Source organism: Streptomyces cavernae, from assembly GCF_004023625.1.
Classification (GTDB): Bacteria; Actinomycetota; Actinomycetes; order Streptomycetales; family Streptomycetaceae; genus Streptomyces; species Streptomyces cavernae.
This window is the reverse complement of the sequence record NZ_RPDJ01000005.1, coordinates 1-12,946: the sequence shown is the minus strand read 5'-3', so window position 1 is coordinate 12,946 and position 12,946 is coordinate 1. Positions and strand designations below refer to the sequence as shown.

Sequence of the window (12,946 nt, the reverse complement as noted above, 5' to 3'; positions counted from 1 at the left end):
GCGCATGTCTGCCGCCCTGGCGCCTCTGCGTCACCGCCCGTTCCGTCACCTCTTCATCGGGACGACGGCCAACCTGCTCGGCAATGGGGTGGCGCCGATCGCACTGGCCTTCGCCGTGCTCGACGCCACTGGCTCGGTCGGCTCGCTCGGGTTGGTGGTCGGCGCCCACTCCCTCACCGGCATCCTCTTCCTTCTGTACGGCGGGGTGTTGGCGGACCGGCTGCCGCGCGGCCCGCTGCTGGTCGGCAGCAGTGTGGTCAGCGCCGCGAGCCAGGCAGTGGTCGCCGCTCTGGTCCTCACCCACAGCGCCGCCATCCCCCTACTCATGGTGCTCGCCGCGGTCAACGGAGCGTCAAGTTCCTGCTACCAGCCCGCCGCCCAGGCCCTGCTGCCCCAGACCGTGCCCGCCGAGTCCCGCCGCGCCGCCCTCGCACTCTCCCGAATCGCGGGCAGCAGCGCGACGATCGTGGGCGCCTCGCTGGGCGGCGTACTGGTCGCCGCGATCGGCCCCGGCTGGGGCCTGGCCGTCGACGCGCTCAGCTTCGCGCTCGCCGCCTCGTCCTTCGCGCTGGTCCGCGTCCAGGTCGCACTGCCCGCGCCCAGCCCCGGAGTGGTGCATGAACTGCGCGTCGGCTGGCGAGAGTTCACCTCCCGTACCTGGGTGTGGGTGATCGTGGTGGCCTTCTGCTTCCTCAACGCCGGCATCACCGCCTCGTTCACCGTCCTCGGCCCGGCAGTCGCCGACACCACCGGCATCGGCCGCACCGGCTGGGGCCTGGCCGTCGCCGCATCCTCGCTCGGCGCGGTCGCCGGCGGCATATTGTCGCTGCGCTGGCAGCCCCGGCGCGCGATCCTGGTCGGCTGCGCGCTGATGGGCCTGACGGCGACAACCCCGCTGCTGCTCGCGCTCGCCCCGTATACCTGGGCGCTGGTCGTGGCCAACTTCGTGGCGGGCGTGGGCGTAGAACAGGCCGGCGTCGCCTGGTACTCGACCCTCAACGAGCAGATCCCCGAGGACCGCCTTGCACGCGTCTACGCCTACGACGATCTTGGCTCCTACCTCGCGCTCCCGCTCGCCCAGTTCGCCGCCGGACCCGCCGTACTCCTCCTCGGCCTTCATGCCACCCTCTACGCGGCAGCCGCGCTCATCCTCCTCGCCACCCTCGCCATGGTCGCCACCCCCTCCATCCGCGCGCTGGCCCCGAGGACTGCACAACCGCTGTCCGCCTCCGAAGAGCCCCTGCCGGAGAAGGACGGAAACACCCTGATCCAGGGCGTCTGGGACGGCTCCTGACGGGTGCGATGCGATTTCTGCTCAGGCACTTCCCCGTCTGAGCGAACCCAGCCCACGGCATGGAGGAGTGAGCACGTTCCGTTCCCTGAACCGTGATTGGCGGCCACTCCTCCGCCCCGACCCAATCCTTCGGTCTCGTTGGGCGCGCACGTTGCTAGTGCAGAGAAGGCTCAGCGCGCACGACTTCGGGCAGCTCGCCGTCAACGGGCTGCCGGGAGGCCCTCCTTACGTCCAGCCGCTGCACTTCTGCTACGACCCGGCCGGCGGTCCGCGGGGCGAGGTGATCGCACACCTGGCACGCCCCAACCCGCTGTGGCCCGCCCTGGAAGCTGACCCGACGGTGCTGCTGAGCGTGGTCGACGACTACGTGTTCGTCCCCGGTCTCTGGCAGGCGCCCGTGGGCACCCCGCCCGAGGACGGTGTGCCCACCAGCTTCTACGCGGCGGTCCAACTCCACTGCGTCGCGCGAGTGGTCGACGAGCCGACGGAGAAGGCGGACCTGCTCAACCGGCAACTCGCCCACTTCCAGCCCGAGGTCGGCTCGCCACCGGCCGCGCCGGACCAGGCCCCGTACGGCCGGCTCCTGACCGGCATTCGCGGTCTCCGCCTCGAAGTGACGGAAGTCCAGGCGAAGTTCAAGTACGCGGGCCATCGACCTCAGGAGGTTCGGGACCGGATCGTGGCGGGCCTCATGACACGGGGCGGCCCGCGCGACACGACGGCTCGGGAGCATGTGCTGCGCCGGGGCCGGGCCTGACGGCGGCTCGCGCCATCCGCCCGGTGACCGTCTGTCGTGAGCAGCGCGCCCGGCGGGCCTCGGTCACCGCCAGTCCGGCGGCCGAGCCCAGCATCAGCAGGGTGCCGAGGACGGTGGCCCAGGTGAGGCGTTCGCCGAGTACGGTCACCGCGAGGACCGCCGCGCTCACCGGCTCCAGCAGCATGATCACCGAGACGGTCGCGGACCGGACCACGGCCGCGCCCGCGAAGTACAGGAGATAGGCGAGGGCCGTGGGAACCGCGGCGATGTACGCCAACAAACCGATGAGCAGGGCGGGTTGGGCCGTGTTCGGCACCAGCCCCTCGACCAGCGCCGGCGGCAGCAGACACAGTGCGGTCACGGCGAACGCCCCCACGGTCGTGCCAGACGCGTCCACCTCACCGCTGCGTCCCCACCAGCGGGTCAGCAGTGTCATCGCGGAGTATCCGGCCGCGGAGAGGAGCGCGAGCAGTACACCCCACGGACGTACTGTCGCAGCTCCGCTGCCCAGTCCCAGGACGGTCAGCCCGGCGAGGGCCCCGGCCACGGCGGCGGCTCCACCGCGGCCGAGCCGCTCTCCCAGGCCCGCCCGTGCCCCGAGCGCCATGAGCACGGGCCCCGCACCGAGCGTGATCACGGTGGCGACCGCGAGCCCGGTCGCTTCCACGGCGGCGAAGTAGGCGGTCTGGAAGAGGGCCAGTGCCAGACCGCTGACTCCGGCCCGCAGCGCCCTGCGGCCGGGCCGGTCAGACCGGACCGCTCCGGTGCGCCGGGCGGGCCGGGAGGGCCGGGAGGGCCGGATCCGCCGGAGGAGATGGTGCACGACGAGCAGCAGGACGAGTCCCGCCGCACAGCGCCAGAAGGAGAGGGCGACCGGCCCCATGTCGCTGGTCCAGTAGACCAGTGAGCCGGCGGCGCCGGCGGTGCCCCAGGCGGCACCGGCGACGATCAGACAGACAAGGCCTCGCCCGACGGGCTGGCCGAATGATGCGTTCGACACGTGTTCTCTCCGCAGATACGCAGAAGTTCAGGAGGGACCACGTCGTACGGCCGTCATTTCGGGCGTACGGAAGGGTCCTTGGACTTCGTCTGCGGGCAGCACCGCTCGTCGCCCGGCACGCGCAGCTCGCGCACGCGAAGGTCGCGCACGCGAAACTCACGCACACGAAGGTCGCGCACGCGAGGCCCAGTTATGCGCGGCTCGCGCACGGGGATATCGCGCCGGACGTGGATCGCGCAGGGCCCGCCTCAGGCGGCCGGAGGCGGAAGAACGAGCGTCGAAGGCATGATCGGCAGCCTAGGCGGAACCGCGGCGGGCGGACAACCGCGTTTCGGCCTGGGCGTCCTCGGACACGCTCGCCTCCCGGGACACGTTCGCCTCGGACACGTTCACCTCCCGGGACAAGTTCGCCTCCCCACGCACCTGCGCGTTCCCCATCCCTGCGCTCCCCGCGACGACCGGTTCCGCCGGGGCCTTCGCGGGCGTCGACGACTGCGCGATGAAGGCACCGACCAGCACCACGGCTCCGCCCACGAGCTGGGGCGCCGAGAGGTGTTCACCGAGCACGACCCACGCCAGCACGGTCGCGATCACGGCTTCGAGGCAGGCCACGACACCCGCCACCTGCGGCGAGAGCCGCCGCACCGAGATCACCCCGGTGACGTAGGCGAGGACTGTCGCGATCAGCACGACCCACCCCAACAGGACCCAGGCGGCGACCGCGGTCCCGTTCGCGTCGGCGGTGCCACCGAGCACCGACCAGTCCATGGTCCAGGGCCGGGCGACGACGCTGAGCACGAGCGCGCCGATGAGCAGTCCGTACGCGATCACGCCCAGCGGGTCGGGCGCGTCCTCACCCGCGTCGCTGCCGTGGTCGGCAAGGACGAAGTATCCGGCCTGGCAGCAGGCGGCACCGAGGGCGAGCAGCAGGCCGAGCGCATCGAAGCCGAGCCCCGACCAGACCTCGACGACACATGCCAGACCACTGACGGCGAGGACGACCCCGAGGGCGGCTGCACGGCTCACCGGCCGCCGCTGCACGAACCGGACCCAGCCGAGCACGAGCGCGGGCCCGAGATACTCGACGAGCAGGGCGACGCCCACCGGAAGGCGGGAGATCGCGGCGAAGTAGCAGGCCTGAACGCCGGCCACGGCGAGCAGACCGAACCCGGCGAGCAGCGCGGGACGACGGCGCAGCAGGGCGCGGTGGCGTACGGCGAGCGGCAGCATCACGAGTGCGGCACCGGCCACCCGCAACCACACCACATGCAGCGGGTCGAGCCCCGCCTCGATCAACGGCTTGGCCGCGACCCCGGACCCGCCGAACGCCACGGCCGACGTCAGGGCCAGCCCCAGACCCATGTTGCTCCGAGAGGTACGCACCGCCCACATCATGCCAGCAGACGTCAGTAGCGTCATCCCCTATGACACCTGTCTTGCCAGGTGGACCGGATCCTTGTTGCGCCGGCTCCCGCGTCAGCCCTCGATCCGCCCCGTCAGCTCCCCCACGTCGACCCCCGCCCGGTGCAGCACCTCGACGGCCCGCGACTCCCGGTCCGCGACCACCTCGGCGAACAGGTCGACACCTCGGGCGGGCCCGCCGCCACGTCGTACGGCCCGATCACGGGCGCCTTCCATCGCACGGGCGGCCGTGGGCGACCAGCCCGCCGCATCCGCCGTCACCACCGGCAGGGCCCCAGAGTCCTCGACCGTGCCCTGCCAGCTCAGTCCGTAACCGATGCTGCGCTGCACGAGATAGCCGAGCAGCCGTGCGAGATGCGGTCCACCGTCGAAGGCCGCGCGCACCTCCGGATCCGACTCCAGCAGACTGTGCAGCAGATGGGCCGTGTCGATCTGCCGGTCCCCGTCCCGCATAGCCCGCCGACGCGCACCGGCGACCACCGAGGCCAGCTCGTCAGTGAGGCCGGCGTCGGGTTCCGCGGGCGTCCAGCCACGATCGGAGTCCTGCTGACGGGGAATACGGGGTCGCACATCTCCCACCCCATCAGCCCCGGCGCACCGCCGCATCCGCGTACGGAAGCATCTTCGCGTCCGACGCAGGGTGTGCTTACTCGCTCGGTTCCTCATCCCTGCGAAGGAGATCCCGCATTTATCCCTCTTTGGGGCGCGCCGCCTTGCTCCAACCCTGCTTCCAAACTTCCTGACGGTTCATCAGTATTGAATGTTGCGGCCTCTGCGGCTACGTTCCGCGACACCGCATGCTGCGCCCGCGCGCAGCACCCGACGTGAAGGGGTGGACGGATGGCCGAGGTCAGCGCGGAAGCACGCATCGAGGCGCCTGCCGAGAAGGTCTGGGCGCAGCTGACGGACTTCTCCTCGTACGGGGAGTGGAACTCGACGCACACCAGCTTCCCCAAGGGCGGCCCCGCCACCCTCGAGGTGGGGGGCACCTTCGAGGAGAACATGAAACTGATGGGCTTCCCGGCAGAGGTCAACTGGACCATCGAGGAGCTCGAGCCGGCCCGTACGCTGGCCATCCGGGGCAAGGGCCCGATGTCGGTGAACGTCGCGACGCGCTACACGCTGAGCCCCGAGGGCGAGGCCACGACGGTCCGCATCGACGGCGAGTTCACGGGTGCGGCCGTGTCGCTGATGGCAGGAAAGCTCAAGGACTCGGCAACGGCCGCACTCAACGAGTCCCTCCGCAAACTGGGCGGCCTGGTGACCTGACCCCACGTCCCTTCACGCCCAGCCGCTACCCCACCTCGGACACACGACAACGCCCCCGCGGAAACCCACGAGGGCGTCACGCGGCACCCAGCCCGACCCGAAACCCACGACCGGGCCGAAGCCGAAGCAGGGGCCCGGAACCAAAAGGCGGGAGCCCGGGCCGGGGCGCCGGAGCCGGGGCGACCGGCTCACCACCACCGTCAGTCGGGAGCCGGAACCAGAGCCGTGGCCGGGGCGCCGGGGCCGAAGCGGCAGCTGACCGCCACCGTCAGGCCGAAGCCGAAGCCGGGGCGGCCGGCTCACCGCCACCATCAGGCCGAAACCAGACCCGAGGCCGGACCGCCAGGGCCAGAGCCGGAGCAACCTGGCCCACCGCCACCGTCAGGCCGAAACCAGACCCGAGGCCGGGGCCAGACCCTGAGCTGGTCGGGGCCGGACCCGACGCCGGGCCCAGATCCGAGTCCGGGCCCAGATCCAAGGCCGTAGCCAGACCCGGGCCGGGGCCAGCCCCGAGGCCGGGGTCGGGGCCAGACCCGAGGCCGGGGTCGGGGCCAGACCCGAGGCCGAAGCCAGACCCGAGGCCGAAGCCAGACCCGGGGCCGGGGCCAGACCCGAGGCCGGGGCCAGACCCGGGGCTGGACCAAGCCATCAGTCCTCGTCGGCCAGAATCAGATACAGCTTCTTCCGGGCCTCATTGATGACAGCAAGCGCCTTCTCGCGCTGCTCCGCGCTACCCGTCTTCCAGACCTGCCCGAACGCCTCCATCAGACCGAACCCGGCCTGCCGGATCTCGCTCAGCGCCTCCCAGTCGATGCCTCGGCCGGCTTCCTCCCACGGCGCGTCCGCGCCCTGGTCGGCAGCCTCGCGGCCGGAGTCGGTGAGCGAGAACAGCTTCTTGCCGCCCTCGGTAGAGCTGGCGATCAGGCCTTCGTCCTCCAGCATCTGCAGGGTCGGGTAGACCGAGCCCGGGCTGGGTTTCCACGCCCCGCCGCTACGCTCGGCGATCTCCTGGATCATCTCGTAGCCGTGCATGGGCCGTTCCTTCAGCAGCGCCAGGATCGACGCACGTACGTCGCCGCGCCGCGCCCTGCCCCGCGGTCCGCCCCGGCCGCGCCCACCCCAGGGGCCCGGGCCGAAGCCGGGTCCGCCCCACATTCCGCCGGGCCCGGGGCCCGGACCGAAGGGGCCGAACGCCCGTCGCCCTTCGAAGCCGCCTCGCCCCCGATGGCCGGGGCCGCCGTGACCATGTCCACGTCCGGGCCCGAAGCCCGGCTCGAATTCCTGTCCATGGGAACGCATCGCAATCACTCCATCCCATCGTTGATCTGTCGCGATGCGTCAACGATATATCGGTACTGTTCGTATGGCAACCCCTTCCGGTCCAGCACTTGTGTCCGCTGTCACTCAATCGAGTCGTTTGACAGCGAACCCAGCCCTCCACAGGTTCTTGCCACCGAACCTAGGCGTGCAGGTCGACGATGCTGGGGGTGGAGGATGGCAGTACTGGCTGGAATGGAAGGTCCGAGGCTCCATCTGGAGCTGTCCTACGTGGACGCGGTCCATGGGCCCCAGCGGCGTCCCCTGGGGGAATGCGTGACGGCCCGCTTCGAGCACGTCGTGCCTGTGCGGCCGTTTCGCTGGCCTCGGGGCCAGAAGAGCTTTGCGGGCTGGTACTGGGCTGCCACGACTCAGCAGCACGTCGGCTTCGAATCGTGGTTGGAGCGGGACCGGATCCTGCTGATGGACTTCGATCCGACGGTGGAGGGTCTTGCGTCGCAGCCGTTCTGGCTGCACTGGCATGACGGCGCGCGAGAGCGTCGGCATACCCCGGACTATTTTGTCCGCCGCACGGACGGCTCGGCGGTGGTGGTCGATGTCCGTCACGATGAGCGGATCGAGCCGAATGTTTTTGACAGGTGATTTGGGGGCCGCTCCGGCGGTGACTTTGGGCGCCGGTTTTGGGCAATGAGTTTGGGCGCCACTTGGCGGGTGATGCCGCGACACGCCACGTTCGGAGCAATGTGATCGACTGCTCCGGTTGGCCGCGTCAGTCTGTGCCCGGTAATCCACGGTCGTGTCAGGAGGCCGGGTGGGTAAGTCGCGTGCGTGGCTGTTTGAGCAGATTCGTCGTGACCGGCGTGCTGATGCGTCGGTGTCGGGCCGGGCGCTGGCCAAGCGGTACGGGGTGAGCCGTCGGACGGTCCGGGACGCGCTGGCGATGCCGGTGCCACCGGAGCGGAAGAAGCCGCCGCCGAGGGCGTCGGTACTGACCCCGGTAGCGGCGGAAATCGACGCGATGCTGCGGTCGGACATCGAGGCTCCGCGCAAGCAGAAGCACACCATTGACCGGATCAAGACGCGGCTGGCGGTCGAGTACGACTTCGATCTCGCGTCGTACTCGACGATCCGGGACTACGTGCGTGAACGCCGCCCACAGCTCGTGCTGGAGGCCAAGGAAGGCCGACGCCATCTGGAGGGCATGGTGCCGCAGCAGAAACGTCCTGGTGAAGAGGCTGAGGTCGACTTCGCGGACGTATGGGTGGACCTGGCCGGGCAGCGCACGAAGTGTGTGATGTTCACCTTGCGGATGTCGTACTCGGGCAAGGCGGTGCACCGGGTCTATGCCGGTGCCTCGCAGGAGGCATTCCTGGAGGGGCATCTGGAGGCGTTCGGGGTGCTGGGAGCGGTGCCGTCCCGGCACATCCGCTACGACAACCTGCGGCCGGCGGTGAAGCAGGTGTGCTTCGGTCGCAACCGGCACGAGTCGACCCGGTGGGTGAGTTTCCGGTCGTGGTTCGGGGTCACGCCGTTTTACTGCACGCCCGGCGAGGAGGGCGCCCATGAGAAGGGCGGCGTCGAGCACGAGGGCGGCCGGTTCCGCCGCAAGTACCTGGTTCCGCCTCCGCAGGTCGACTCGCTGGCGGAGCTGAACGCCACGCTCGCGGAGATCGACGAGGCGGAGGACACCCGGCATGTCCAGGGCCGCCCGACCAGCATCGGCTTCGACTTCGCGGCCGAGCGCGAGCACATGAACCCACTCCCGGCCGACGGCTACGACTGCGGGCAGGACCTGACGCCCACGGTCCACCGCAACGGGCGGATCACGGTGCGGCAGAGCTACTACTCGGTCCCGGCCCGGTTCATCGGGATGCAGGTGAGGGTGTCGCTGCGGGCGAACGAGGTGCTGGTCTTCGACGGCCGCACCGTGGTCGCCCGGCACCCCAGGCTGACCCGCCGCTACACCTACCACGACATCCTCGATCACTACCTGGAAGTCCTGCTGGTCAAGCCCGGGGCGTTCGCAGGGGCCGCCGCCCTGGCCCAGGCCCGCGAGGAGGGCACGTTCACCAGCGCGCATGAGGCGCTCTGGGCTGCGGCCCGCACCGCTCACGGCGAGCGAGAGGGAACCCGGGCCCTGATCGAGGTCCTGCTGCTGCACCGCCAACTGCCCGCCGCTGCCGTCGTCGCGGGCATCGAGACGGTGCTGCGGGCGAAATCGTGCAGTGCTGAGCTGGTCGCGATCGAGGCCCGCAAGGCCATGGAGAGCGACAGCGATGGCCGGCCGGGGATCGCAACAGGCCCCGGTCCGCTGGATGCCGATGAACCGGCCGCGGAGGAGGACGCGCTGCCTCCGGCACCAGGCGGTGAGGAGGGCGGACAGGTGATCTCCCTGCTCACACGGCGCACGCTGCCCTCCGACCGTCGGCCTCCACCGTCGGTGTCGAAGTACGACCGGCTGCTCAAGCGCACCAGCACCGCCAAGGAAAGCAAGGAAGGCACGGCATGACCATCACCGCGACGCAGCCGCCCACTCCCCGGATGCCGCTGCCGGACCTCGACCCCGAGGACGCGCTGATCGACGAGGCATGCAAGACCCTGCGGCTGCCCACCATCCGCGCCCGCTACGAGGAGCTGACGGTCTCCGCCCGCCGGGACCAGTTCTCCTACAAGCAGTTCCTGGCCGACCTGCTGGACGTCGAGTGCCAGGACCGCGACGTCCGCCGCAAACAGCGGCTGGTGCGGGCCGCCCGGTTCCCCCGCCCCAAACGGCTGGAGGACTTCGACTTCGACGCCAACCCCAACGTCACGCCCGAGATCATCGGCTCGCTCAAGAGCACCGCCTGGGCTCTGGAGGGCCGGCCCCTGGTACTGATCGGCGACTCCGGCACCGGCAAGTCCCACCTGCTGATCGGGGTGGGCACCGCGATGGCCGAGGCCGGGCTCAGCGTCCGCTACACCACCACCGCAGCGCTGGTGAACGAACTCGCCGAAGCCGAGGCGGGCCGGCACCTGTCCTCCACCATCGCCCGATACACCAAAGTCGATCTTCTCTGCCTGGACGAATTCGGCTACCTGACCCTGGACAAGAAGGGCGCCAAACTGCTGTTCCAGATCTTCACCGAACGCGAGGAACGCAAGGCCACCGCGGTCGCCTCGAACGCGCCGTTCGGCGAGTGGGACAAGACGTTCACCGACCCGCGGCTCTGCGCGGCCGTCGCCGACCGCCTCACCTTCAAGTGCACCCTCATCGAGACCGGCACCGACTCCTATCGCCTCGCCACCACCGAAGCCGAGCAGGCCAGAAACGTTTGAAACCCGCTCAGTCCCGGGGGCGTCGAAACGACCACTGTCGCTTTGACGCCCCACCGGGACCCCGGGCACTGAGGGGGCATCAGCCGCCGTGTCAGCTCCCGCCCCCCCCTGCTCAGACCTTGCGCCAACCCGGAATCCAGGCACCGTCCTGGACCTGATAGTCCCCGAACAGCGCCGGGGCCTCCTTGGCCATCAGCTCACCGACCTTGCCGAAGAGCAGACGGATCTCCTCCTCCGCCCCAGGCGCTGTCCGGTTCTCAATGACATGCCGCAGGGTGCGCACATTGGCCGTCCACACCAGGCCGGTGGCGACACCCTCGGGAGCAAACCGGCGCATGAACGAGGTCTTGGCCTTCTTCTCGCTGAAGCGCACGCCTTCCTCCTCCAGACCGAAGTGCCCGGCCATCCAGCCCTGGAAGGCTTCCATCTGCTCCAGCAGAACCGTGGCACGCTCCATCAGCTCGGTGTCCTGCTCGGCCCACTGCGGGAACCAGAACGGCAGATCGTCCAGGCGCACGAAACGCAGCGACTCCTGCGAGACCGCAGCGCCGGCGCGGTGCCGGACAAGCTCATGAGTGGCAACCCGGCTGACGTTATGCAGCACAAACGAGAAGCTCACGTGCTCCAGGACCGAGCCATGCGCGCTGGCCAGAATGTTGCGCAGGTACTCACCCTGATCGGACCGGATCCGCGTCACGTTCGGGTTCAGGCCCGGTTCCCAGGACCGGTAACAGATACGGCCCGCGAACTCAGCGAGGTTCTGCGCATTATCCAGGTCACCACGGTCCACCCGCTCCAGCCAGCTCTCCCCGCCGACCTCGGCCAGGTAGTCGGCGACCTCGTCATAGTCCAGCTCCGGCCGGGCGATGAGACGGACCTGGGGTTCGACACGGCGCAAGACGTCCTCCGCAGCAACTCGGGAAATAGGCGGCCCGAGTCTCCCACGATCCCTCAGCTCAGCATCGAAAAAGAGCCGGGTCCTCCCGCGCCGAGCCTGTCAGGGACCGGCCCGAGGGGACCCGGGACAGCCAACCTATCGAGCCGCCACCACCACCGAGGACGAAACACCCCCACCACGCACGCACACGACCAAATCTCACCCGATCGGGGTGGAGCCCAATCCCATTGCCGATCATGAAACCCCACCCGCCCCGCACAGCATCAAAACCAACCAAGTGGCGCCCAAGCTCACCGCCCGACTGGCGCCCAAATCACCTGTCGAAAACAAGCCGAAGGACGCCGAAGCGTTCGAGGTAACACGCCTGGCCTGCGTTCAGGCTGGTTGGGACTTCGAACGGATCGGCGAGCCAGACCGGGTGATGTTGGCGAATGTCCGATGGCTGTCGCGCTACCGGCATCCCCGATGCTGGAACGCCTCTGTTGCGCTGCGGCTTCGGGAGTCCTTCCGGAGTGCTCGATCCCTGATGGCTGGAGCTGACGCGACCGGGGACCGGCTGGTGACGTTGCCGGTGCTGTTTCACCTGATGTGGCGGCAGGAGCTGGTCACCGAGGGGTTGGCCGTCGAGTTGCTGGGGCCCTGGACGATCGCACGGATACCCGCACCGGCCTCGTGCTCGTCGACGAGATCCACAACATCTCGCAGAGGACTCAGGCCGGCGCCGAAGTCTCCGACACCTTGAAGTACTTCTCCGAGCGCATCCCCGCCACGTTCGTCTACGCGGGCATCGATCTGGAGACCAGTGAACTGCTGGTCGGCCGACGGGGCGCCCAGATCGCGGGCCGTTTCACGCTTGTGCCCACGGGCCCGTTTCCTTACGGCGACGAGTGGAAGGGCCTGATCGCGACCATGGAAGACACTCTGATCCTGCACAACCATCCGCCACGCAGCCTGGTCAAGCTGGACCGCTACCTGCACAACCGGACCGACGGGATGATCGGGGCGCTGTCTCACGCCATCCGAGGCGCCGCGATCGACGCGATCCTGGACGGCAGTGAGCGTGTCACCAAGGAAGGGCTCGACGCCATCCCGCTGGACTACGCGGCCGAATCGGCCCGCCCTGCCCCAAAGACTGCTGCCCGGCGATGAACGAGGTCCCGCCGCCGCGTCTGCCGATCTATGTTCGTCCCGCCCACGGCGACACCGTCGACTCCTACATTCGCCGTCTCGCGCACGCCAACCACCTCCCGCCCGCTGATCTGCGTTCTGACCTCTGCGCAGCCGGCTCCGGTGGTCCTCCCGACATCGAGAAACTGGCTTTGGTCACCGGGCGCCCGCTTGCTGACCTGCAACGAGCGCTCACCGACACGCGATGCAGCATCTGCTACCAGCCCCTTCGCCCCCGAAGAGCCAAGGGCCGAGCAGCACTGTGGTGTTCCAGCCAGTGTCGCCTGATCGCCTACCGCCAGCGCGTCCCGCGCTCGCGTCAGGGCACTCCCCGCCACCCTCTCCGGTCCGCGCCCTGCGCTGGCTGCGGCACCATCGTCCGCCGCAACCGCCCGTTCCGCTGGTGCTCCGAACCCTGCTGTCCGCGTACTCTCCGATGCGGCCGGGCCGGTACGTTTGAACGCGGCCAATGGTCAGGCCACGTTGGTGTCCCGTTCGATGGCTTTGAGGCGGTTCTTGAGCCGGTAGCTGGGGCCGTTGATCGCG

Annotated in this window: 12 protein-coding genes and 1 pseudogene; 8 read left to right on the top strand and 5 right to left on the bottom strand. The window is 69.7% G+C overall.

Annotation, left to right across the window (positions count from 1 at the left end; all coding sequences use genetic code 11):
* The first annotated feature begins 4 nt into the window (after positions 1-4).
* Positions 5-1,294, top strand: a complete 1,290-nt coding sequence (locus EF387_RS14615; protein WP_128376985.1) for an MFS transporter — start codon at positions 5-7, stop codon at positions 1,292-1,294.
* 157 nt (positions 1,295-1,451) lie between these two features.
* Positions 1,452-2,051 (top strand): FMN-binding negative transcriptional regulator, encoded by a 600-nt coding sequence (locus EF387_RS14610; RefSeq protein WP_238431524.1) that lies wholly within the window; start codon positions 1,452-1,454, stop codon positions 2,049-2,051.
* Here the strand turns inward: EF387_RS14610 and EF387_RS14605 are convergent.
* The 3 genes from EF387_RS14605 to EF387_RS14595 all read right to left on the bottom strand — a co-directional run bounded on the left by EF387_RS14605 (position 1,984) and on the right by EF387_RS14595 (position 5,043).
* The gene (locus tag EF387_RS14605) at positions 1,984-3,051 is read right to left on the bottom strand and encodes a DMT family transporter (RefSeq protein WP_128376984.1); all 1,068 of its coding nucleotides are present in this window, start codon (positions 3,049-3,051) and stop codon (positions 1,984-1,986) included. The genes EF387_RS14610 and EF387_RS14605 overlap by 68 nt on opposite strands.
* 297 nt (positions 3,052-3,348) lie before the next feature.
* Positions 3,349-4,443, bottom strand: a complete 1,095-nt coding sequence (locus EF387_RS14600; protein ID WP_238431548.1) for an EamA family transporter — start codon at positions 4,441-4,443, stop codon at positions 3,349-3,351.
* Between the two features lie 84 nt (positions 4,444-4,527).
* A complete protein-coding gene (locus tag EF387_RS14595) occupies positions 4,528-5,043 on the bottom strand; it encodes a Clp protease N-terminal domain-containing protein (protein ID WP_238431523.1) in 516 nt (171 codons plus the stop codon).
* A gap of 270 nt (positions 5,044-5,313) precedes the next feature.
* Here EF387_RS14595 and EF387_RS14590 point away from each other — a divergent pair, with 270 nt between their 5' ends.
* A complete protein-coding gene (locus EF387_RS14590) occupies positions 5,314-5,742 on the top strand; it encodes a type II toxin-antitoxin system Rv0910 family toxin (RefSeq protein ID WP_128376982.1) in 429 nt (142 codons plus the stop codon).
* Positions 5,743-6,390: 648 nt separating this feature from the next.
* On the opposite strand, the gene EF387_RS14585 is transcribed toward EF387_RS14590, so the two are convergent.
* On the bottom strand, positions 6,391-7,041 hold the full coding sequence (locus EF387_RS14585) for a PadR family transcriptional regulator (protein WP_128376981.1): 651 nt from the start codon (positions 7,039-7,041) through the stop codon (positions 6,391-6,393).
* A gap of 294 nt (positions 7,042-7,335) precedes the next feature.
* On the opposite strand from EF387_RS14585, the gene EF387_RS14580 reads away from it, so the two are divergent.
* The 3 genes from EF387_RS14580 to istB all read left to right on the top strand — a co-directional run bounded on the left by EF387_RS14580 (position 7,336) and on the right by istB (position 10,335).
* Entirely contained in the window at positions 7,336-7,662 is a 327-nt protein-coding gene (locus EF387_RS14580; protein WP_338058109.1) for a TnsA-like heteromeric transposase endonuclease subunit, read from the top strand.
* Between the two features lie 169 nt (positions 7,663-7,831).
* Positions 7,832-9,529 (top strand): IS21 family transposase, encoded by a 1,698-nt coding sequence (gene istA / locus EF387_RS14575; RefSeq protein WP_238431522.1) that lies wholly within the window; start codon positions 7,832-7,834, stop codon positions 9,527-9,529.
* 32 nt (positions 9,530-9,561) lie between these two features.
* On the top strand, positions 9,562-10,335 hold the full coding sequence (istB, locus tag EF387_RS14570; RefSeq protein ID WP_202918282.1) for an IS21-like element helper ATPase IstB: 774 nt from the start codon (positions 9,562-9,564) through the stop codon (positions 10,333-10,335).
* 112 nt (positions 10,336-10,447) lie between these two features.
* Here istB and thyX read toward each other — a convergent pair whose 3' ends face one another.
* Positions 10,448-11,233 (bottom strand): FAD-dependent thymidylate synthase, encoded by a 786-nt coding sequence (gene thyX / locus EF387_RS14565; protein WP_128376979.1) that lies wholly within the window; start codon positions 11,231-11,233, stop codon positions 10,448-10,450.
* On the opposite strand from thyX, the gene EF387_RS14560 reads away from it, so the two are divergent.
* Entirely contained in the window at positions 11,202-11,975 is a 774-nt protein-coding gene (locus EF387_RS14560) for a TnsA-like heteromeric transposase endonuclease subunit (RefSeq protein ID WP_128376978.1), read from the top strand. The two genes, thyX and EF387_RS14560, sit on opposite strands and share 32 nt — an antisense overlap.
* Positions 11,885-12,382 (top strand): annotated as a pseudogene (locus tag EF387_RS14555) (ATP/GTP-binding protein); the annotation flags it as partial. The gene EF387_RS14560 and the pseudogene EF387_RS14555, both read left to right, overlap by 91 nt.
* Between the last annotated feature and the right edge of the window lie 564 nt (positions 12,383-12,946).